The following is a 21,271-nucleotide window of genomic DNA, read 5'->3' as shown; positions in this document are numbered from 1 at the left end:
TGTGCACCGGCCTAGAATGGTTGTCGTGAACGCATCCAGCCCCGAACTCTCCCCCTCCCCTACCGAAACCACCGACCAGGCTGCTCCCGTGCGCCGGCCGATTCGCGATCTGCCCGACGAGCTGATCAGCCAGATCGCTGCCGGCGAAGTGGTCGAGCGCCCCGCCTCCGTGGTGCGCGAACTGGTGGACAACGCTCTGGACTCGGGCGCCGGCCAGATCACCGTGCGCCTGTTGGCCGGCGGTGTGCGCCTGATCGCGGTGGAAGACGACGGCTGCGGCATCCCGCGCGACGAACTGCCCGTGGCCCTGCGCCGCCATGCCACCAGCAAGATCAGCGATCTGCACGATCTGGAAACCGTGGCCACCATGGGCTTTCGCGGCGAGGCACTGGCCGCCATTGCGTCCGTATCGGAAACGTCCATCTTCTCGCGTCCCGCAGGTCAGGACTCGGCCTATCTGCTGGACGCGCGCAGCGGCGAGCTGCGCCCCGCCGCTCGCAACCAGGGCACGACCGTGGAGGTCAAGGAGCTGTTCTTCTCCACGCCTGCGCGCCGCAAATTCCTCAAGACCGATGCCACCGAACTCGCGCATTGCATAGAGTCCGTGCGTCGCCATGCGCTGGCACGCCCCGATGTGGGCTTTGCCATCTGGCATGAAGGCAAGCTGGTCGAGCAATGGCGCGCCGCCGGCAGCACGCCCGACGAAGCCTTGTCGCGCCGCCTGGCCGATGTGCTGAACGACAAGTTTGTCGACAACTCGGTGGCCGTCGATCACTGGGCCGGCCCCGTCCACGTCACGGGCCGCGCCGGCATTCCCGACGCGGCGCGCTCGCGCCCAGACCAGCAGTTCTGCTATGTCAACGGTCGCTTTGTGCGCGACAAGGTATTGACGCATGCGGCCCGCTCTGCTTACGAGGACGTGCTGCATGGCAACAAGCAGCCGGTCTACGCGCTCTACATCGAAATCGACCCCGCGCGCGTGGATGTGAACGTGCACCCCACCAAGATCGAGGTGCGCTTTCGCGACAGCCGAGAAGTCCACCAGGCGGTGCGCCACGCGATCGAGAACGCGCTGGCCACGCCGCGCGCCGCAGCCGTGGTCGAGGCAGCGGCTCAGGAAGCCGCACGCCAGCCCGGCCTGATCGACGAGAGCACTGCCACGCCTGTCCCGGCCAAGGCCGCCACCAAGCCCGCCGCAGCCCCGGCCTGGCCGCAAACCCGCATGAGCTTTGGCGAGCCCGCCATCGGCAATCCCGTGCGCGATCTGGCCAAGCTCTGGGAACCCATGCGCGAGGCCACCGCGCAAACCACGCCCGCACCCGCGCCCCAGGTGGCGACTGCGGCCCCGGCCCCCGCGAGTGCTGCAGCTGAGGTACCTGAATCGGCCACCGGCGCGACCACGATCACCAACACCACGGCCATGCCAAGCCCCGTGCCTCAACCCGAGGACGAAGGCATCAGACTGCGCCCTTCGGGCCAGTCCAGCTACTTTCAGCGCAAAGCGCCTGCCCCCCAGATGCAGGAAGCGCCAGCCGCCACAGTGATCGTTGCAGCGACGCCACCATCAGCGACAGCCAGGCAGACGGCAGAAGCCGCCATGCCCGCCGCTGTTGCACCACAGCAGCCCGCAACCGCAGCGGCTGACTCGGCCCCGGTCTGGCCGCTGGGCCGTGCCGTGGCCCAGCTGCACGGCGTCTATATCCTGGCCGAAAACAGCCAGGGCATGGTCATCGTGGACATGCATGCCGCCCATGAGCGCATCGTCTACGAGCAGCTCAAGAATGCCGTGAATACGGAAAATGGCGACCATCAGATTCCGAGCCAGCCGCTGCTGATTCCCGCCACCTTTGCCGCAACGCCCGAGGAAGTCGCCACGGCCGAGGCCCATGCCGAGACCTTGCTGACCCTGGGCATGGAGGTCTCGCCCTTCTCGCCCAAGACCCTGGCCGTGCGCGCCGTGCCGGCCACGCTGGCCCAGGGGGATGCCGTGGAGCTGGCGCGCAGCGTGCTGGCCGAACTGGCCCAGCATGACGCCAGCACCGTGGTGCAGCGCGCGCGCAACGAGATTCTGGCCACCATGGCCTGCCACGGCGCAGTGCGCGCCAACCGCAAGCTCACGCTGGACGAGATGAATGCGCTGCTGCGTCAGATGGAGGTGACCGAGCGCTCCGACCAGTGCAATCACGGCCGCCCCACCTGGCGCCAGCTCAGCATGAAGGAGCTGGATGCGCTGTTTCTGCGCGGACGCTGACGGCAGCTCGGCAATGGCCGCCAAATAGCCGCTACATTGCCGATATCGACAAAAAACAGCGGGCCGGCAGATCAGCGGGCCCGCCTGCCATCCGCCGTCATGAACCCCAGCTCCTCCACCCCGGACCATTCCTTCATCGCCCGCGTGCGTGCGGCCCTGCCGCAGCTGCCGCCCTCGGAACGACGGCTGGCGGAATTCCTGCTGGACTTCCCCGGCAATCTGTCGAGCTACGCGGCCGCCGAGATGGCCAAGCTCACGGGGGTATCGAATGCCACGGTCACGCGCTTCATACAGCGGCTGGGCTACGAAGGCTACGAGGATGCGCGCCGCCATGCCCGCGCTCAGGGCGACAACGGCTCGCCGCTGTTTCTGGCTGCCGCATCGGTCCAGGGCAAGCCCACGGCGGATGTGATTGCCACGCATCTGCGCCAGGCCTCGGAGAATCTGGCCGTCACCATCGGACAGATCTCGGCACAGCAGCTGGAGGACATCGCCCTGGCGCTGATCGGCGCACGCCAGCTGTTCTTCGTGGGCTATCGCCAGAACCGCAACTTTGCGGCCTATCTGCGCTGGCAGCTGCTGCAGGCACTCGAGATGCCCAGCCAGGTCATTCCCGGCGCCGGCGAGACCCTGGGCGAATATGCGGCCCAGATCGGCGCCCAGGATGTGGTGGTGATCTTTGCCCTGCGCCGCAGCGTGCGCGTGGTCAGCGAGTTCGCGCGCCAGGCCAGGCTGCTGGGCGCACGCCTGATCTGCATCACCGACCATGCCAGCCCGGCCCCCGAGGCGGACTGGCTGCTGCGCGTGCAGACCTCGGCCCCGGGACCGCTGGACAATCACACGGCGCTTTTCATGCTCTGCCACCTGATTGCCACGGCCACCTTGCAGCAAAGCGGGCAGCCGGGGCGCAGACATATGGCGGCCATCGAGACCAGCCACGATGCGCTGGACGAGATGCTATGAAATCAAAAGCTTATTGCGCTTGTCATTCATAGATCTCAGATACTTTTCAATCTGAAATCTATGATTTACTGGCGATTAAAGCTCTCTAATCAATAGCATCCAACCGCATCCGCATCCAATAGCATTCAGTGGGTGACGGCGAGCGCCAGGCCCGCCAGCGCCGCCTGCACTGCAGCCACCACCGGCGACAGCACCGGCACCTGAAAGCGCGGCGCCAGCCACAGCGCGGCTTCGGACAGCGGGCCGCCGCCGATCACCACGGCCTGCGCGCCATCGCTTTGCACGCATTGGGCCACGGCATCGCCCAGGCGCTCGCATTGCAGGGCCGGGTCTGCAGCCAAGGCCAGCGGCTCGCCCGCAGCAATGCGCGTGCCGCAGAACCAGGGCGTCAGGCCCAGTGCCGCGACCGAGGCGGCAATCGAAGCTTCCAGCCCCGGCGTGGTCGTCGCAATGCCGAAGCGACGCGGCAGGCCCTGCTCATCCCGTGCGGCCTGCAGCATGGCGGCTTCACCGATGCCAAAGGCGGCAACCCGCTGCGGCAGCGCCGCACGCAGCAACTCCAGCCCGGGATTGCCGAAGGCGGCCACGATGATGGCCCGGCCGGCCTGGCTGTCATCGCCCTGGGCAAAGGCCAGGCCCAGACGCAGCACCTCCTGCTCGGCGATCTTCAGCCCCGCCTCGTCGGTAATCATGGCCGCGCCCCTTTCGGCCGTCGCGCCGTGCAGCAGCACGCCGGGCGACAGACAGGCCCGCGCCTGTCTCAGCATCAGCGCCGTGGTCTGCTGCGAGGTATTGGGGTTGATCAGCAGAACATGCATACCAGCCTTCATGCCGTGCGCTCCTGACTGCCGGCATGCACGCCTGCAGCGACTGCAGACTCCTGCCCGGCGGGGGATTCGCCGCCCGCACCTTCCTCGATGGAACGGCCAAAGGTCTCGGGGGCAAACTGCACGGCAATCGCAAAGATGAAATACATGGCGGCGATCATGCCGAACATTCCGGAGACGCCGTGCAGATCGAACATCTTGCCTGCCAGCACCTGGGACATGGCTCCGCCGATCGTGCCCAGGGCCAGCAGGAAGGAGGTGCCCAGCGCACGAATGCGCGTGGGATACAGCTCGGGCGCAAAGATCCAGATGGAGGTGTTGAGCGTCAGTACGCAGAACTGGAACAGCGCACCGCAGACCAGAATCATGGCCACGCTATCGGTGAAGTTGCCGAACGCCAGGCCCGCCAGACAGGCAGCAATCGCCCCTACCGTCAGCACCCGTTTGCGCGGGAAGTAATAGCCCATGGTCGATGCCGCGATCGCGCCGGCGAGGCTGCCCATCTGCATGACGATGGTGAAGCTGAAGCTCTTGGTGATGGAGTAGCCCTGTGCGACCAGAATCGTCGGCATCAGCGTGAGCACCGAGAGCTGCGCGCCAAACGTCATCCACGAAGCCACACCCACGGCAATCGTGCGCCGCGCATAGCCGCCCCTGAAGATGTCGGTGAAGGAACTGCGCTGCACCGTCTGCGCGGCAGCCGTCTGCGCCTGCGCACTGCCTGGGCTGATGAACTCGCGCAGCTCATACTGCGCATTGGCCAGCTTGCCCGCCGCCAGCATGCTCAGCACCTGATTGGCTTCGTCGACCCGCCCCTTGGAGAGCAGAAAGCGCGGCGTCTCCGGCACGAAGCGGCGGTAGAACACGATGAAGATGGCCGGCATGACCAGACAGCCGAACAGCCAGCGCCAGGAATCATCGCCCGGGAACAGCGTGAACACGCCCAGCGCGAACGCTGGCGCCAGCATATTGCCCAGACCGCCACCACCGACGTTGATAAGACCGACTGCCGTGCCGCGAAAGCGGGCCGAGCAGAACTCGGCCAGCATGGTCACGGCCGTGGTGATTTCACCGCCCAGACCAAAGCCCACGATGGCACGTGCCACGGCGAGGAAAGCGTAATCGGGTGCCAGTGCGCAGCCGACGGCACCCAGCGTGAACAGCGCCAGGTTCACATTGAGCATGAAGCGCCGTCCCATGCGATCGGCCAGGTAGCCCGAAAGCAGGCGCCCCATGGCGGCGGCAAAGAAAGTGATGGTGTTGAGAAAGGCAATGTCCGTCGCGTCCAGCCCCCATTGCTGTCGCAGCAGAGGCCCGACCAGGCCGACCGCGTTCTGTTCGAACACATCGAAGAGCACGCCGCAGACCACCAGAAAGATGATGCTTTTGTGCGAGCGCGTCACGCCGATCTGGTTGAGCGCGTTTTCGAGCTGCTGCATCTGCGCCGCACTGGCCTTGCCTGACGCCGAGGACGTCACGGGAATCTCAGCTGCCATATCCACCTCCTCTTGGTGAGGGCTGGCCTGGCGCTGGGCCGGCAAGCCAATTGAAATTAAGTTTTCTTATTAAAGAATATGAAATTTAAATTTCAAATCCAGATTTACCCAGGCCCTGCAGCTGGCTGCGCAGTCCACCCGCTGAGTCGTGCGGCCGGGCTCATGAAAATCAGTTTTCACAATTGCAGATTTCGTGCCTGAATTCACATGCACCACGATGGTGCTAGCACAGATAAGACATTGCGGGCGGATGAAGCCGGACATCACGAGACAAAAACGCTGGTGTGACAAGCCACAAAAATGTTTTTACGACACCAGGATGAAAAATCCTTTACTTCAAATGCACCATCCAAGTGCCTGAAAACTAAGAACAAATACAGAAGAAGTGTTCCAAATTCGGGCATGGACGCACCAGAATTGCGCTCTCATGCACCGAATCCATGCATGACGGCATAACTTTTTGGCATAATTTTGGTTTCGCGAGTTTCAGCGCATTCCCTGTCCCTGTCAGAAAGTTCTCTATGAAGTACGAGTCCGTAGGCCAATTCCTGGAAGAAGTGGCACAACGCAACCCCGGTCAGCCCGAATTCCTGCAAGCCGTCACCGAAGTGATGGAAAGCCTGTGGCCCTTCATCGAGAAGAATCCCAAGTACGCCGAGCACGCCCTGCTGGAGCGCCTGGTCGAGCCCGAGCGCATCATCCAGTTCCGCGTGAGCTGGACTGACGACAAGGGTCAGGTGCAGGTGAACCGCGGCTTCCGCATCCAGCACAGCATGGCCATCGGCCCCTTCAAGGGCGGTCTGCGCTTCCACCCATCGGTCAACCAGTCCGTGCTGAAGTTCCTGGCTTTCGAGCAGACCTTCAAGAACGCACTGACCACTCTGCCCATGGGCGGCGGCAAGGGCGGCTCGGACTTCGACCCCAAGGGCAAGAGCCCTGCCGAAGTCATGCGCTTCTGCCAGGCTTTCGTGTCCGAGCTGTTCCGCCACGTGGGTCCCGACACCGATGTGCCCGCAGGTGACATCGGCGTGGGTGGCCGTGAAGTGGGCTATATGGCCGGTATGTACAAGAAGCTGTCGAACACTGCAGCTTCCGTGTTCACGGGCAAGGGCCTGTCCTTCGGCGGATCGCTGATTCGTCCCGAAGCCACTGGCTACGGCACCGTGTACTTCGCCCGTGAAATGCTGGCCACTCGCGGCCAGTCCTTTGAAGGCAAGACCGTGTCCGTGTCCGGCTCGGGCAATGTGGCTCAGTACGCCGTGGAAAAGGCCATGGAGCTGGGCGCCAAGGTCGTGACCGTGTCCGACTCCTCGGGCACCGTGTATGACGCCGCCGGTTTCACCACCGAAAAGCTGGCCATCCTGATGGATGTGAAGAACCACAAGTACGGCCGCGTCAGCGACTACGCCAAGCTGGTTTCCGGGGTGGAATTCCTGGCAGGCAAGAGCCCCTGGTCCATCAAGGTGGACGTGGCCCTGCCTTGCGCCACTCAGAACGAGCTGACCGAAGCCGATGCCAAGACCCTGATCGCCAATGGCGTGCTGTGCGTGGCTGAAGGCGCGAATATGCCCTCCACCAACGAAGCCGCCCGCGCCTTCGAAGCTGCCGGCGTGCTGTACGCACCCGGCAAGGCATCCAACGCCGGTGGCGTGGCCACTTCGGGTCTGGAAATGTCGCAAAACTCGGCCCGCCTGTCCTGGCCTGCCGAAGAAGTGGATGCACGTCTGCTGCAAATCATGCAAAGCATCCACGCTGCTTGCGTAAAGCACGGCAAGCGCGAAGACGGCACTATCAGCTACATCGACGGCGCCAACATCGCCGGCTTTGTGAAGGTGGCCGACGCCATGCTGGCACAAGGCGTGATCTAAGTGCCAAGCGCTCAGCACTCGCAAGAAAGGCCCTTCGGGGCCTTTTTTCATGCCCTCGGCCTGGCAGTGAAACGACGGCTTGAATGCCTTGCGTGCACAGTGCCCTAGGCCCTCACGCCCAATCTCATCCAGCGTACCAAGAACTTCTCGACCTCCAGCAACAGCAGCAGGGCAACACCCAGCCCTATCGCCAGCAGTCCGGACTCCAGGTCGACAGGACGGCTGTCGAACAGTGCCTGCATGGGCGCGGTATAGGTGAACAGCAGTTGCACCAGGGTGACGCCGGCCACGCCCAGCAGCACTGCCGGGGTTCCCAGGACGCCGCGCAGGCTGAGCGAGGTTCCTTGCGTGTAGCGCACGCTGAACAGATAGAAGATCTCCATGATCACCAGCGCATTGACCACGATGGTGCGAGCCAGTTCGACCGAGTCGCCGCGGCGCAGCGACCACTCGAACATGCCGAAGCAGCCCAAGGCAAACAGCACCGAGACCAGGGCGACGCGCCACAGCAGATAGGGCTGCAGCAGTTGCTCGTCCGGCGAACGCGGCTTGCGCTGCATCAGCGTGGCCTCGGGTGGTTCGAAGGCCAGCGTCAGTCCCAGAGCCACGGCAGTGACCAGGTTGACCCAGAGAATCTGCACCGGAGTGACGGGCAGTGACAGGCCCAGCAGAATCGCCACGACGATGACGATCGCCTGGCCGCCGTTGGTCGGCAGGGTCCAGGCAATGACCTTGCGCAGGTTTTCGTAGACGGTGCGCCCTTCCTTGACGGCGGCGACGATGGTGGCGAAGTTGTCGTCGGCCAGCACCATGCCTGCGGCCTCCTTGGCCGCGGCCGTGCCGGTAATGCCCATGGCCACGCCGATATCGGCCCGCTTGAGCGCCGGTGCGTCGTTGACGCCATCCCCGGTCATGGCGATGACGCTGCGATCGGCCTGCAGGGCCTGCACCAGGCGCAGCTTGTGTTCGGGGCTGGTGCGCGCGAATACCGTGGAGGCACGGGCCACATCGATCAGCTGGGCATCGTTGAGCCCGTCCAGCTCATGGCCCGAGGTGACGCGGATGGTGTCGGCCAGCGCGAGTTCCCGGGCAATGGCGGCGGCCGTGGCGGCGTGGTCGCCGGTAATCATCTTCACGGCAATGCCGGCGCTACGGCATTCGCGCACGGCCGTCTTCGCCGAGTCGCGCGGCGGATCTATCATGCCCAGCACGCCAAGAAGGCTGAGGTCCTTGACGTCGGCCATGTCCACGCTGTCCTTGCCATCTGCCGGGACACCGCTGGCCAGACCCAGCACGCGATAGCCTTTGGCAGCCAGGGCATCGATCTGCTCCAGCCAGTAGGCAACATCCAGCCCCTGCACGCCCTCGGCTCCCTGCTGATCTCGGCACATGGCCATCACCTGCTCTGGAGCCCCTTTGACAAACACCACGGGAGCAGCAGCCAGCGGCCGGTGCAGCGTGGCCATAAAGCGGTGAACGGCATCAAACGGCACCTCATCCAGCCGATGCCAGTCCTGGCGCAGCTGATCGACATCCAGGCCGGCCCGTGCTGCCAGCGTCACCAAAGCACCCTCCATGGGGTCGCCTTCGACCGCCCAGACCTTGCCTTCGGCATGTCTGACATGGGCGTCGTTGCAAAGCGCCGCACCTGTGGCGAAGTGCAGCAGTTGTGGATGCAGCGCAGGCTCGGTCTCCTCGCCCTTCAGGCTGAAACGCCCCTGGGGGGCATAGCCCTCGCCATCTATGTCGAAGCTGGCCCCGGGCAGCACCACGGCACGCACGCTCATTTCATTGCGCGTCAGAGTGCCGGTCTTGTCGGAGCAGATGACGGAGACAGCGCCCAGTGTCTCCACCGCCGGCAGATTGCGCACGATGGCATAGCGTGCGGCCATGCGCTGCACGCCAATGGCCAGCGCAATCGTCATGACCACGGGCAGGCCTTCGGGGATGGCAGATACGGCAATACCCACCACGGCGATGAAGGCGTCGGCCGTGTCGTAGCCGCGCCCCCATAGTGCGAAGCAGAACATCAGCGCGGACAGGCTCAGTATGGTGATGGTGAGCTGGCGCGCGAAACGGTCCATGAGCCGCGTCAGCGGGGTGGCCAGTGTCTGCACCGAACCCAGCATGGTGCTGATCAGGCCCAGCTCGGTGCGCGGGCCGGTGGCCACCACCACACCCAGGCCCTGCCCGGCAGCCACCAGGGTGCCGGAATAGGCCATGGAGAAGCGGTCACCGAGAGCAGCATCGGCGGCCACCGGATCAACCGACTTGTCGACCGCGACCGATTCACCGGTCAGCATGGCTTCGTCCAGCTTCAGGCTGCTGGCGCGCAGCAGCCGCACATCGGCCGGGACGCGGTCGCCGGCTTCGAGCAGCACGCAGTCGCCGGCGACCAGCTCCTCTGCAGGCACCGCCATGCGCAAACCGTCGCGCAGCACATTGGCGCGGCTGGAAACCATGGCCTTCACGGCATCCAGCGCCTTTTCGGCGCGGCCTTCCTGCACGAATCCGAAGACCGCATTGATCAGCACCACTGCGAGGATCACCCCCGTATCGACCCAATGCTGCAGCAGTGCGGTAACGACGGCCGAGCCCAGCAGGACATAGATCAGCAGATTGTTGAATTGCGACAGAAAGCGGGCCAGCATGCCGCGTGAAGCGGCGGCAGGCAAGGCATGGGGGCCCTGCTGCTGCAAACGCTCGCGGGCCTGGTCGGAGCTCAGTCCGGCGGCAGTCGATTGCAATTGAGTGAGTACGGCATCGGTCGGCAACGCGTGCCAGGCGGCAACGCGGGTCTGTTCCTGCATCTGAGACTCCCTGACGATTCAACTGAAACGCTTGTGAGCCGGATCTGCGCCCGGTTGGCTTGACGCTTGCATGGTATGCGCTTGAAACGCTTTGCAACCGACTATGTGCAGGATTTTCGATAGCTCGATGGCTGCCAGGGACTGTCTCGTACCGCCTTCCAGCACGGTTGCAAGGGCTGTTTTTCTGGCGGTTCTGAAGGGCGGGTCGACTGCTGGCCAGAGCTTCACCGCCCAAGGTAGCGGCCGCAAATTCTGAATTTGCAAGCCTCCCGGATCAGGCTATGCGGCACCGCACACGAGCTGGAAATCATGCGAACTGCTGGTTTTCATGGATTCTTTCTTAGCAAAGATTTCATGACAATTCATTTAATTTTGTTGAGCAATCCAACATCAATCACCGAATCAACCTTAGCCACACCTCTGTGGAGCCCCATGAATCCAGATCGCGCCTTTCTTTCCCGCCGCCTTTGCATCGGCTGTGCCATGACCAGCCTGTTCACCGTCGCGGTGCAGGCACAGGATGCCTATCCCAGCAAGCCCATCCGCATCGTGATTGGCTATGCCCCGGGCGGCTCCGTCGACATGGTCGGCCGCGTGGTCGGGGACATACTGGCCAGGCAGTTGAACGCCACCGTCGTGGTCGAGAACGTGCCGGGCGCCGCAGGCGTGGTGGGAGCACAGCGCGTGGTATCGGCCAAGCCCGATGGCTACACCTTGCTGGCCGGCTCCAGCAACGAAATGGCGGGCACCAAATTTGTGAATGCGGCGCAAAAGTACGATCCGGCAACGGACCTGACTCCGGTGAGCCTGACCGCGCAGGCCCCCAATCTGTGGGTGGCCGGAGCGCATGTCCCTGTCAAAACCGTGGATGACTTCGTCAAACTGGCCAAGGCCAACCCTGGCAAATACAGCTACGGCAGCCCCGGCATTGGCTCGACACCGCATTTTTCGGGAGAGCTGATCAAGAAGACTGCGGGTGTCTACCTCGTGCACATCCCCTACAAGGGTTCTCCGGCCATGACCAGCGATCTGGGCGGCGGCAACCTGGACTTCGCCATCCTCTCGCCCATGGCCGCAGCGCCGCTGGCGCAGACCGGAAAGATCCGGATTCTGGGGGCCACCACGGCCACCCGCATCGCCACGCTCAAGGAGATTCCGGCGCTGGCGGAACATCCCGCGCTCAAGGGCTATGCCCTGAGCGGCTGGTTTGCCCTGGCCGCCCCCAAGGGTCTGCCTCCGGAAGTGCTGGCCAAGCTGCAAAAAGCGATACAGGCAGGTCTTGCCGACCCGGCCATCCGCCAGAAGCTCGAAGCAGCCGGAACCCCGCCCGCCAAGGGCCATGAAAGCCTTGCCCAGGTGATGCGCACCGACATGGACAAATACGCCGAGCTGGTGAAGTTCGCGAGGATCAGCGCAGACAACTGAAGCGGCGGCCTGCGACGTCAGGCGCTTTCCTGCCCGAATGCTCTTGTGCAGTGGAGCCCGGGCTGTTTTTCGGCGGCCCTGCGACTAGGGCTGCCCCCATGGCATGGCCGCACTCCTTCCCGGTACAAGTGACAGGTTTCACCACTCGTCTCCGTCACAAACCTTGGAGGGTAATTTCATGTCCTTGATTCGCCGCGCCAGCTTTTACAGCCTGCTTTGCAGCAGCGCCTTCATGCTGTTCAGCCAGAGCGCCCTGGCCCAGGCGGGTATGCCCCAGGCGGGTATGCCCCAGCCGGGTGCGGCCCAGCCGGGTGCGGCCCAAACCGGAGGCCTGTCCCGGACCATGGTCGGCAAGGCCGATGTTTCGGTACCGGGCCGCGAAGCCGTGGTGGCCAAGGTGGAGGTCGCCCCAGGCTCGCGCGCGGGCCGCCATACCCACCCCGGCGACGAGATCAGCTATATCAGCGAGGGCGAGGTCGACCTGCTGATCGACGGCCAGCCGCCGCGCACGCTCAAGGCCGGCGAGAGTTTTGTCGTGCCGGCTGGCGTGATTCATGACGCACACAATGCCAGCAATGGCACGGTCAAGCTGATTGGCGTGTATGTGGTGGAGAAGGGCAAGCCGCTGGCCACACCGGCCCCCTGAGCGCCAAACGAAGGTGCCCGGCGGCGGAACAGCGCCGCACTTCCGGCCTCCGGCATGGCCGAGGCCTTGGCTGCATGAACGGGGTCAGACCTGCATTATTGGACTGCCTCCGCCGAATCGGTCGCAGGCGCGCTGAATATGCTGCCGCCATGGCTAGCTCAGGCGGCAGGGCCTGATGCGGCTGGTCAGCGAGAAAGCCCTGCTGATAGCCGCAGCTGCGGCGTCAGACACTCCGCCTCGATCCGATTTACCCTGCCGGCCCGGCCCACAGTGGATGCCAGAAAATCCGCATCCTGCGACAATTCGCCGCGCCTGCGGCGCCGCTCTATTGCAGTGCCACGGCCCCGACCATCGCCGAGCGGCGGATCCGCTGCCGTGCATTGCTCCTGGCCAGTCGGCTCTCACACGCAGCCGCCTGTGTCGATACATTCATCGTCCATGGCTCTCGACCCCTTCACCCTGCTCGTCCTCACCTCGGCCATGGCTGCCGCCTCGGCGTTGTACCTGGCCGCCGAATGGAGCAGCGTACGCGAACGCTCGCTGCTGCTCTGGAGCGCAGGGTTTGCCATCATCGCCGTGGGCTGTGTGCTGGCACTGCTGCGTTCCCGTGGCTATGTGCTGTTCGGCATCTGGTTTCCCAACGGCATGCTGATCGCCGCCCACTGGCTGTTCCTGGCAGGCGTCGCTGGATTCACGCGCGTCCGGCTGCCGCGCGCCTGGTGGCTGCTGGCCGTCATCTGGCTGGCGATGCTGTTTCTGCCCGAGGGGCCCTGGTGGTCCAGGGCGATGCTGGGCATCCAGTCGCTGCTCATTGCCATCATCACCTTGCGCGCCGGCCTGCTGCTGCGCCCGCAGGGCGGCGCGCTGAGCGTGGGGGCAGCGCAGCTGCGCTTCGTGCTGCTGGCACACGGACTGTTCTACCTCGCCAAGGCCGCCTCGCCCGTGGTGCTGGACACTTTTGTCAACCTGGCCGGTTTCCGCGGCACGGTCATTCTGGTGTCACTGGTGGAAGGCGCGATGGCGATCATGCTGCTCGCAATGTCCATGATCGGCACCGAGCGCCATCGCCGCGAGGAACGCATTGCACAGATCGCCGCCCGCGACCCGCTGACCGCGCTGGACAACCGTCGCGCCCTCTATCTGCGCGCACCGCAGTTGCTAAAGCAGGCCTCACCGGCCAGTCCTGGCGCCCTGCTGCTGATAGACATAGACCACTTCAAGCAGGTCAACGACCTGCACGGGCACGACGCCGGCGACCGGCTGCTGGTGAGCCTCGCCGACCTCATCCGTGGCGCGCTGCCCCACGGCTCGCTGGCCGCGCGACTGGGCGGGGACGAGTTCGTGATTCTGCTGCGCGGCATCTCGGGCGCCGCCGCGCAGGCACTGGGCCAGGACTTGCGCGAGGCGTTCGCGCAGCAGGCGCGCACGATGTTCGCGACCCCGGAGCCGGTATCCCTGAGCATAGGCGCTTCCTTGTTCGATCAGCCCGACATGGAGTTGTCGCACTGGCTCAAGCGGGCCGATGACGCGCTCTACGCATCGAAGCGCAAGGGGCGGGACCGGATGGAGCTCACCCCTTTCCCAGCCGGACTGAGGCACTGATGCCTCCTGAGCCTGGCGGCCAGAAAAACGAAAGTCCGGCGATGCACCAGCGAAAGTGAAGTGATGCCAAAGGCCGCCGCACGCTATTGCAAGCCTGGTGCTTTCCGGACTTTTGTACGATCTGCTCCATGAAGCACACCATTACCGCCTTGCTGCTGTCTGCAGCCAGCGCCTTGAGCCTTGCCGCATCGCCCGTACCTGCGGCGACCCAGGAGATCGAGCACCTGATCGGCCATCTCAAAAGCTCGGGCTGCGAGTTCCAGCGCAACGGCAGCTGGCATGACAGCAACAAGGCCGCCGAGCATCTGCGCAGCAAATACGACTATCTGCTCAAAAAGGGCTGGGTGGAGACGGCCGAGGACTTCATTGCCCGCGCAGGCACGCAAAGCAGCATCAGCCAAAAGCCCTATCTGGTCCGCTGCAGCGGCAAGGAAGCGGAAACCAGCGCCAGCTGGCTGCAGGCCGAACTCAAGCGCTACCGCAGCCGCCAGTAGCGCTCAGCAGCTGGCTTCAGCCAGCGCGCTTGACGGCCGCATCGCACCAGCGCTGCGCCACCTGGGGTGAGGTGCTGCAGACGGCATCGTGCGTGACCGTGGTCACGGCGCGCTCCAGCAGCTGGATATCGGCTTCGTGCTGGCGTGCCACATGCGGGTCTTCGAAGAAGATGGCGCGGTGGCAGCGCTTTTCCAGCACCAGATCGGCAATCTGCGCATCGCCGCCCAGCGGGCCGCTGTTGTAACGATCCACCCAGGGCTTGTCGGCAGGCCAGCCCTTGCTCCAGGCCATCTCGTTGAGCTTCTGACCCGTGGTGCCCGTGCCCACGCGGCGGCGGTAGCGACTGAGCAGCTCGAAGTTGCGCGCAGCAAAGTCCAGCATGGTGGGCTTCATGGCATCGTGGGCGATCAGCGCCAGCGTCTGGTTCTCATAGTCGTGAAAGCGGTCGGCATTGCGGTCACGCGCCAGACCGGCGTGAATGCGCTCCATCTCGATCCAGTCGCGCGTGGAGGCGACCGTGGAAAGAAAAGGCTTGCCGTGAATCACGCACTGGCGCTTCAAGGCCAGGGCTTCGGGGAAAATGGACGAGGGGTCCACGGGGTCCATCAGATAGATGGCGCCATCAAGAGTGCGCTCGTCCCCCTCCATGCCCACCACTTCGGCCACCAGCCTCATGAGCCCGCCCTCGCGGCCATAGGGGTAGCGCACCAGGCCTCTGTAGCCCTGGAGCATGCTGGCCGCCGTGATGGCGTCATAGGTGCGGCCCACGGTATGAAAGCCCAGCTTGAGCTCGCGAATTCCGGCCTCGCATGCGCGCAGCAGGGCAAACAGCGCGGCGTCCTCGGTTTGGTGGTGGAGTTTGTTGGCGGCAAGACCCAGGCAGATCGACATAGTGAACTAATCCTTCAAACAGGCTTCAAACGCTCGCAAACTCTGCGCAACCAGCTATGCATTTGCGGTTTGAAACACCCGCAAGAATATCGCCAATTCATGCACTGCAGATGACTGGGGCCAGGTCAGACAGCCATACTTGCACAGCACTTGACAGCCGCCCTCTTCCGTCGCACTCCTTCCATGCCCAAGACCTCACGCTTCTGCAGCCCCCGCCGCCTCGCGGCAGCACTCGGTCTTGCCTTGCTGCTGGCGCTCGCGATCTGGGGCATGCGCGAGATCGATGCCCGGCAGCGGGTCTGGATTTTTCAGCCCAGCGACCGCAGCTGGCCCGGAGCCAACACGGCCGGCATGCAGGAACAATGGATAGACTTTCGCAGCCGCGACGGCAGCGCCGCCAGGCTGCACGCCCTCTGGATGCCATCCGGCAATGCACGTGCCCCGCTGCTGCTTTTTCTGCATGGAGCGCGCTGGAATGTGACAGGCTCCTCGCCACGCATACGGCGCCTGCAGGCCATGGGCTTTTCGGTGCTGGCCGTGGACTACCGCGGCTTTGGCAAGAGCAGCCCGGCCCTGCCCTCGCAGGCCTCGGCCGCGGAGGACGCTCGTGCCGCCTGGGAATGGCTGGGCCGACAGGCCGCAGGCAGGCCGCGCTATGTCTTTGGCCACTCGCTGGGCGGCGCCGTCGCCATCGATCTGGCCAGCTCCGTCAAGGACGAAAGCGGGGTGCTGGTCGAGTCCACCTTCACCAGCATTCCCGATGTCTTCGACTCCATGCGCTGGGGCTGGCTGCCCGTGAACTGGTTGATCACGCAGCGCTTCAATTCGGTCGACAGGGTGGCAGACATCGGCTCGCCGCTGCTGGTCGTGCACGGCACGGCAGACCCGCTGATTCCGGCCCGGCTGGGCCGGCAGCTGTTCGATGCGGCGCGCGAGCCCAAGCGCCTGATCCTGGTCGAGGGCGCCAGCCATCACAACACCCAGTCCAAGGCACTGGTGCAATATCGCCAGGCACTGCATGAGCTGTTCGGCCTGAATCCGCGCTGAGCGACATCGTCACATACTGTCTCGTCAGCATACGGATCAATGGACAGCTTCTGATAGTCTGTCTGGCTATGTCTGCTCCGCCTGCCCTGAACACAGAACCAGATTCCGCTCAATCCCTTGATGAGCAAGCGAAGAATGCTCCTGAATCTGCAGTGTTCGTGATTCTCACGCTGGGGCTGCTGCTCGGTCTTCAGCCGCTGGCAACCGACCTCTATCTGCCCGCCCTGCCTCAGCTGCAGCAAGGCTTTGGCGCCCATGTCTCGCAGACCCAGCTGACACTGACCGGCTTTTTGCTGGCCTTTGGCTGCTCGCAGATTCTCTGGGGCCCGCTGTCGGACCGGCTGGGCCGCCGCCCGGTCTTGCTGCTGGGCATCAGCGGCTATGTGATCGCCGCTCTGGGCTGCGCCAGCGCACAGAGCATGGAGGCCTTGATTGCCTGGCGCAGCCTGCAAGGCGCAGCACTGGGCGCCGGTGTGATGTGCGCGAGAGCCGTGGTCCGCGATCTCTACGCACCGCACATGGGCGCGCAAGTCATGTCCAAGGCACTGACGGGCCTGGGCGTGCTGGCTTTTCTGGCGCCCATCAGCGGCAGCCTGCTCGTGGGTTGGCTGGGCTGGCGCTCCACCATGTTGGCCCAGGCCTTCATGGGCTGTCTGGCCTGGCTGCTGGTGGTGCTGCGCTTCAGGGAATCGATTCCCCAGCGCAACCCGCAGGCGCTGCAAGCGGGCAATCTGCTGCGCACCTGGTCGCGCATTGTGCGCAACCCCATGTTCCAGGCCTACAACCTGCTGACCTGCTTCAGCTATGCAGGCCTGTTCACCAATCTGGCGGCCTCTTCGTTCACCTACATCAACGTGCTGCATATGGAGCGTACGCAATACGGACTGATGCTGGGCGGCAACGCGCTGTGCTATGTCGCAGGCACCTTTGCCTGCCGCCGTCTGCTGCGCAGCATGAGCGTGCGGCGCGCCGTGGCCGTAGCGGGGGTGCTGTCGCTGACGGCCGGCTCCATCATGGGCCTGGCGGCCCTGGCCGATCTGCGCAGCATCTGGGCCTATGCCCTGCCCTTCTGTCTCTACCAGATCGCCCACGGCATACACATGCCCTGCGGACAAAGCAATGCCATCGCGCCTTTTCCCCAGGCAGCGGGTACGGCCTCGGCCATCAACGGCCTGGTGATGATGCTCATGGCGTTTGCCATGGGACATTGGCTGGGACTGAATCTGGATGCGGATTCCACCATGCCGCTGGCCTTCGGCATCTGGTTCTGGTCAGCCTGCACGGCCATCACGGCATGGACGCTGGTACAGCGTTTTGGCATCAGCAAATCATGATTTGAAATAAGATGTTTGGGTTATTTAAAAACCAATTTTTATTATTTTTCTTTTTATAGAGTTTTTTCGAGAATGCCTGGACTGGCCAACGCGCCGCACTTTTTGTGATCTCCAGCCATGCATTCCCGCCGCTCCTTTCTGCAGCAATCGCTGCTCGCCGCCAGCTCTGCTGGCTTTTCCCTGAACTCTCTGGCCAAGGCCGCCGAGTTCTCCGCCGTTCCTCAGGCCAGCCGCATTCTGGTGGGCTTTGGCGCAGGCGGTGGCATCGATCTGCTGGCACGCGTGCTGGCCGAAAGCATCGCCGCACAGCTGGGCAAGAGCCACTATGTGGTGGTGGACAACAAGCCCGGCGCCAACGGCCAGATTGCCGCACAGACCCTGCTCAACGCCCCCAGCGACGGCAGCACCTATCTGATCGCACCGCTGATCACCCCGGTGCTCTCGCAGATCGTCTACAAAAAGCCCGGCTACGATCCTGCTCGCGACTTCTCCCCCGTGGGTCTGCTCGCGCATTTCCAGTTCGGGCTGGCCGTCCCCGCCAGGCATCCGGCGCGCAATATTCAGGAATATGTGGCCTGGCTCAAGGCCAACCCCGAAAAGGCCAACTTCGGCAGCCCCGCCGTGGGCAGCCTGCCGCATTTCTTCGGTCTGCTGCTGGGCGAAGCGGCCGGCGTCAACATCGTGCATGTGCCCTACAAGGGTGGCCCGGCCATGATGACCGATCTGATCAGCGGCCAACTGGCCTCCGCCATCCAGACCACCAGCGAGCTGGCGCCGCTGCACAAGGAAGGCAAGGTCCGCATTCTGGGCACTTTCGGCAGCCAGCGCGGCCGCGAACTGCCCGATGTGCCGACCTTTGCCGAAGCCGGCTACCCCAAGGCCACAGGCAGCGGCTGGTACAGCCTGTGGGCACGCAAAGGCACTTCGCCCGAAGCCATTGCCACCGTCAACCGCGCCGTCAACCACGCGTTGCTGGACCCCAAGCTGCAGCCCAAATGGGCCGAGCTGTCCCTGCAGCCCGACCCACGCACGCCACAGGCGCTGGAGCAGTTGCGCGTGGCCGAAGTCGCCAAGTGGCGTCCCGTGATCACCAACTCCGGCTTTGCCATCGAATAAGCGAGCTGAGCGACGCATGACCACACCGAACATCGTTTTCATCCTGGCCGACGATCTGGGCTGGGCCGACCTGGGCGTCTATGGCGCCACCGATTTCAAGACCCCGCATCTGGACCACCTCGCGTCCCAGGGCGTGCGCTTCAATCAGGCCTATGCCAACTCGGCAGTCTGCTCGGCCACACGCATTGCGCTGATCACCGGACGCTATCAGTACCGGCTGCAGGCCGGGCTCGAAGAACCGCTGGCCCGCCATGGTGCACAACTCGGCCTGCCTGCCGATCACCCCACGCTGCCATCGCTGCTCAAGCAGGCCGGATACGACACGGCACTGATAGGCAAATGGCATCTGGGCAAGCCGCCCGCCTACGGCCCGCAGCGCAGCGGCTACGACTATTTCTTCGGCAACCACAGCGGTGCCATCGACTACTTCACGCACAAGCCCGGCGTGGGCGAGCAGTTCAGCCCCGACCTCTGGCAAGGCAACGAGCCCGTGGAGCGCACGGGCTACTACACCTACATCCTGGGCGATGAAGCAACGCGCTATGTGCATGAGCGCAAGGACCAGGACAAGCCTTTTTTCCTGTCGCTGCACTTCACTGCACCGCACTGGCCCTGGGAAGGCCCCGGTGACGAGCATGTCGCGCGCAGCATCAAGGATCTGTTCCACTACGACGGCGGCAGCCTGAAGAAATACGGCGAGATCGTCGAGGCCCTGGACAAGGCCGTGGGCCAGGTGCTGCAGGCGCTCGATGACACCGGCCAGGCCGACAACACCATCGTCATCTTCACCAGCGACAACGGCGGCGAGCGCTTTTCCAAGACCTGGCCCTTCACGGGCCAGAAGACCGAGCTGCTGGAAGGCGGCATCCGCGTACCTACGCTGCTGCGCTGGAGCGCCCGCATCCGGCCCCAGGTCCAGGAACAGGTCACCGCCAGCTTCGACTGGCTGCCCACGCTGCTGGCCGCAGCAGGCGCCAGACCTCACCCCGACTTCCCCAGCGACGGCCAGAACATTCTGCCCATCCTGCAGGGCATTGCAGCCAATACCGAGCGCAGCCTGTTCTGGCGCTACAAATCACAGACCCAGCGTGCCGTGCGCCAGGGCCCGTGGAAATACCTCAAGATCAACGACAACGAGTTCTTGTTCAATGTGGAGGAGGACGCCCGCGAGCGCGCCAACCTCAAGGAGCATCAGCCAGAAATCTTTGCCGGACTGCGCAGGCAATGGGAGGAATGGAACGAGCAACTGCTGCCGATCAGCGCCGAAAGCTACAGCCACGGCCTCTCGCCCGATATTCAGGCCGACCGCTATGTGCCGACACGGCTGAGCCAGGGCTAGGCAGGGCGCACTAAGCCCCGCCGCTGCCGCAAGGCGGCAGGCTGCGTTATCCTTCACAACCAGCAAGAACCAATGACCGACGGTCATTGGTTCTTGTGCTTTGACCTGTACGGATTTCGCCCCATGACTGCTGCCCACGCCCTGCCCTGTATCGCCATTGCCGGCCCCACTGCCTCGGGCAAGACTGCGGCAGCGCTGGCACTGACCGAACGGCTGGCGCAACGCGGTCAGAAGGCCGAGATCATCAGCGTGGATTCGGCCCTGGTCTACAAAGGCATGGACATCGGCACGGCCAAGCCCACGAGGGACGAGTTGGCTGCAGTACCCCATCACCTCATCGACATCCTCGATCCGTTGCAGGCCTACAGCGCGGCCGAGTTCGTGCGCGACACGCAGAAGCTGGTCGATGAAATCCGCGCCCGCCAGGCCATACCTCTGCTGGTGGGCGGCACCATGCTGTATTTCAAGGCGCTGACGGACGGGCTCGACGATATGCCCGCAGCCAACCCCGACGTGCGCGCCATGCTGGACGCGCAGGCCGCCGAGCTGGGCTGGCCCGCCATGCATGCAAGACTGGCCCAGGTGGACCCCGTCACGGCAGCACGCCTGGCCCCCGGCGACAGCCAGCGCATCCAGCGCGCACTCGAGGTCTGGCATGTCTCGGGCCAACCGCTTTCAAGCTTTCACACGACCAGGGAAAAGACGGGCCCCGCCGAACAAATGGGACTTGCAACGCTTTTCTCCCTGGAGCCTGCAGAGCGAGCCTGGCTGCACCAGCGCATTGCGCTGCGCTTTGATCTGATGCTGGAGCAAGGCTTCCTCGACGAGGTGCGCACCCTGCGCGCGCGCGGCGATCTGCATCTGGACCTGCCCTCGATGCGCTGCGTGGGCTATCGCCAGGCCTGGGAAGTGCTGGACGCGCTGGAGGCCGATCCCGGCAAACCGCTGGACATGGCAGGCCTGCGCGAGCGCGGCATCGCCTCCACACGCCAGCTGGCCAAGCGCCAGATCACCTGGTTGCGCTCCATGCCCCAGCGCCATGCCATTGCCTGCGATGCGCCCAGCGCCCAGCAGCAATTGCTGGATGCTGCCTTGGCAGCCATTGACGCAGCACAGCAGGCCGCAGGCTAAGGACCTTCCGCAGCAGCGTCCATCGTTAAG

Annotated in this window: 16 protein-coding genes; 12 read left to right on the top strand and 4 right to left on the bottom strand. The window is 64.3% G+C overall.

Features of this window, described 5'->3' with window-relative positions:
- Positions 1-16 precede the first annotated feature (16 nt).
- Both mutL and FSY59_RS08010 read left to right on the top strand, forming a co-directional pair.
- The gene (mutL, locus tag FSY59_RS08015) at positions 17-2,251 is read left to right on the top strand and encodes a DNA mismatch repair endonuclease MutL (protein ID WP_148728763.1); all 2,235 of its coding nucleotides are present in this window, start codon (positions 17-19) and stop codon (positions 2,249-2,251) included.
- Positions 2,252-2,350: 99 nt separating this feature from the next.
- Positions 2,351-3,214: a MurR/RpiR family transcriptional regulator gene (locus FSY59_RS08010; protein WP_148728762.1), complete on the top strand. Its 864-nt coding sequence runs from the start codon at positions 2,351-2,353 to the stop codon at positions 3,212-3,214.
- A 125-nt stretch (positions 3,215-3,339) separates the two neighbouring features.
- On the opposite strand, the gene FSY59_RS08005 is transcribed toward FSY59_RS08010, so the two are convergent.
- Both FSY59_RS08005 and FSY59_RS08000 read right to left on the bottom strand, forming a co-directional pair.
- The gene (locus FSY59_RS08005; protein WP_003057759.1) at positions 3,340-4,044 is read right to left on the bottom strand and encodes an aspartate/glutamate racemase family protein; all 705 of its coding nucleotides are present in this window, start codon (positions 4,042-4,044) and stop codon (positions 3,340-3,342) included.
- On the bottom strand, positions 4,041-5,537 hold the full coding sequence (locus FSY59_RS08000) for an MFS transporter (protein ID WP_148728761.1): 1,497 nt from the start codon (positions 5,535-5,537) through the stop codon (positions 4,041-4,043). Before FSY59_RS08000 ends, FSY59_RS08005 begins: the two co-directional genes overlap by 4 nt.
- A gap of 521 nt (positions 5,538-6,058) precedes the next feature.
- Here FSY59_RS08000 and gdhA point away from each other — a divergent pair.
- The gene (gdhA, locus tag FSY59_RS07995; protein WP_003057763.1) at positions 6,059-7,405 is read left to right on the top strand and encodes an NADP-specific glutamate dehydrogenase; all 1,347 of its coding nucleotides are present in this window, start codon (positions 6,059-6,061) and stop codon (positions 7,403-7,405) included.
- Positions 7,406-7,509: 104 nt separating this feature from the next.
- Here the strand turns inward: gdhA and FSY59_RS07990 are convergent, their stop codons facing one another.
- Entirely contained in the window at positions 7,510-10,215 is a 2,706-nt protein-coding gene (locus tag FSY59_RS07990; protein WP_148728760.1) for an HAD-IC family P-type ATPase, read from the bottom strand.
- Between the two features lie 432 nt (positions 10,216-10,647).
- Between FSY59_RS07990 and FSY59_RS07985 the strand changes: the two genes are divergently transcribed.
- The 4 genes from FSY59_RS07985 to FSY59_RS07970 all read left to right on the top strand — a co-directional run bounded on the left by FSY59_RS07985 (position 10,648) and on the right by FSY59_RS07970 (position 14,382).
- Positions 10,648-11,640 carry a tripartite tricarboxylate transporter substrate binding protein gene (locus FSY59_RS07985; protein ID WP_255439249.1) on the top strand — a complete coding sequence of 331 codons (993 nt, stop codon included), beginning with the start codon at positions 10,648-10,650 and terminating at the stop codon, positions 11,638-11,640.
- A gap of 178 nt (positions 11,641-11,818) precedes the next feature.
- Positions 11,819-12,286, top strand: a complete 468-nt coding sequence (locus tag FSY59_RS07980; protein ID WP_148728759.1) for a cupin domain-containing protein — start codon at positions 11,819-11,821, stop codon at positions 12,284-12,286.
- Positions 12,287-12,724: 438 nt separating this feature from the next.
- Positions 12,725-13,888, top strand: coding sequence for a GGDEF domain-containing protein (locus tag FSY59_RS07975; protein WP_148728811.1), 1,164 nt, complete (start codon positions 12,725-12,727; stop codon positions 13,886-13,888).
- Positions 13,889-14,016: 128 nt separating this feature from the next.
- Entirely contained in the window at positions 14,017-14,382 is a 366-nt protein-coding gene (locus FSY59_RS07970) for a DUF5329 domain-containing protein (RefSeq protein WP_148728758.1), read from the top strand.
- A gap of 16 nt (positions 14,383-14,398) precedes the next feature.
- Here FSY59_RS07970 and FSY59_RS07965 read toward each other — a convergent pair whose 3' ends face one another.
- Positions 14,399-15,274 (bottom strand): methylglyoxal synthase, encoded by an 876-nt coding sequence (locus FSY59_RS07965; protein WP_019043766.1) that lies wholly within the window; start codon positions 15,272-15,274, stop codon positions 14,399-14,401.
- A 183-nt stretch (positions 15,275-15,457) separates the two neighbouring features.
- Here FSY59_RS07965 and FSY59_RS07960 point away from each other — a divergent pair, with 183 nt between their 5' ends.
- From FSY59_RS07960 to miaA, 5 genes are all read left to right on the top strand, one after another.
- Positions 15,458-16,321 carry an alpha/beta hydrolase gene (locus tag FSY59_RS07960; protein WP_003057779.1) on the top strand — a complete coding sequence of 288 codons (864 nt, stop codon included), beginning with the start codon at positions 15,458-15,460 and terminating at the stop codon, positions 16,319-16,321.
- Between the two features lie 158 nt (positions 16,322-16,479).
- Positions 16,480-17,655 (top strand): multidrug effflux MFS transporter, encoded by a 1,176-nt coding sequence (locus FSY59_RS07955; RefSeq protein ID WP_029158718.1) that lies wholly within the window; start codon positions 16,480-16,482, stop codon positions 17,653-17,655.
- Between the two features lie 117 nt (positions 17,656-17,772).
- Positions 17,773-18,771, top strand: coding sequence for a tripartite tricarboxylate transporter substrate-binding protein (locus FSY59_RS07950; RefSeq protein ID WP_003057781.1), 999 nt, complete (start codon positions 17,773-17,775; stop codon positions 18,769-18,771).
- A 16-nt stretch (positions 18,772-18,787) separates the two neighbouring features.
- Complete coding sequence (locus FSY59_RS07945) at positions 18,788-20,110, top strand: sulfatase (RefSeq protein ID WP_148728757.1); 1,323 nt, start codon at positions 18,788-18,790, stop codon at positions 20,108-20,110.
- Between the two features lie 123 nt (positions 20,111-20,233).
- The gene (miaA, locus tag FSY59_RS07940) at positions 20,234-21,241 is read left to right on the top strand and encodes a tRNA (adenosine(37)-N6)-dimethylallyltransferase MiaA (protein WP_148728756.1); all 1,008 of its coding nucleotides are present in this window, start codon (positions 20,234-20,236) and stop codon (positions 21,239-21,241) included.
- Positions 21,242-21,271 lie beyond the last annotated feature (30 nt).

It is taken from the genome of Comamonas sp. Z3 (assembly GCF_008121565.1).
Taxonomy (GTDB): Bacteria; Pseudomonadota; Gammaproteobacteria; order Burkholderiales; family Burkholderiaceae_C; genus Comamonas; species Comamonas brasiliensis.
Note: the sequence above shows the minus strand (reverse complement) of the source record. Positions and strands in the feature narration are given on the sequence as shown.

Coding starts and splice junctions, on each gene's coding strand:
- FSY59_RS07945 (WP_148728757.1), top strand. CDS start 18,788: ATGACCACACCGAACATCGTTTTCATCCTGGCCGACGATCTGGGCTGG.
- FSY59_RS08005 (WP_003057759.1), bottom strand. CDS start 4,044: ATGAAGGCTGGTATGCATGTTCTGCTGATCAACCCCAATACCTCGCAG.
- FSY59_RS07975 (WP_148728811.1), top strand. CDS start 12,725: ATGGCTCTCGACCCCTTCACCCTGCTCGTCCTCACCTCGGCCATGGCT.
- FSY59_RS07985 (WP_255439249.1), top strand. CDS start 10,648: ATGAATCCAGATCGCGCCTTTCTTTCCCGCCGCCTTTGCATCGGCTGT.
- FSY59_RS08000 (WP_148728761.1), bottom strand. CDS start 5,537: ATGGCAGCTGAGATTCCCGTGACGTCCTCGGCGTCAGGCAAGGCCAGT.
- FSY59_RS07950 (WP_003057781.1), top strand. CDS start 17,773: ATGCATTCCCGCCGCTCCTTTCTGCAGCAATCGCTGCTCGCCGCCAGC.
- FSY59_RS07980 (WP_148728759.1), top strand. CDS start 11,819: ATGTCCTTGATTCGCCGCGCCAGCTTTTACAGCCTGCTTTGCAGCAGC.
- gdhA (WP_003057763.1), top strand. CDS start 6,059: ATGAAGTACGAGTCCGTAGGCCAATTCCTGGAAGAAGTGGCACAACGC.
- FSY59_RS07970 (WP_148728758.1), top strand. CDS start 14,017: ATGAAGCACACCATTACCGCCTTGCTGCTGTCTGCAGCCAGCGCCTTG.
- FSY59_RS07965 (WP_019043766.1), bottom strand. CDS start 15,274: ATGTCGATCTGCCTGGGTCTTGCCGCCAACAAACTCCACCACCAAACC.
- FSY59_RS07990 (WP_148728760.1), bottom strand. CDS start 10,215: ATGCAGGAACAGACCCGCGTTGCCGCCTGGCACGCGTTGCCGACCGAT.
- FSY59_RS07960 (WP_003057779.1), top strand. CDS start 15,458: ATGCCCAAGACCTCACGCTTCTGCAGCCCCCGCCGCCTCGCGGCAGCA.
- miaA (WP_148728756.1), top strand. CDS start 20,234: ATGACTGCTGCCCACGCCCTGCCCTGTATCGCCATTGCCGGCCCCACT.
- FSY59_RS08010 (WP_148728762.1), top strand. CDS start 2,351: ATGAACCCCAGCTCCTCCACCCCGGACCATTCCTTCATCGCCCGCGTG.
- mutL (WP_148728763.1), top strand. CDS start 17: ATGGTTGTCGTGAACGCATCCAGCCCCGAACTCTCCCCCTCCCCTACC.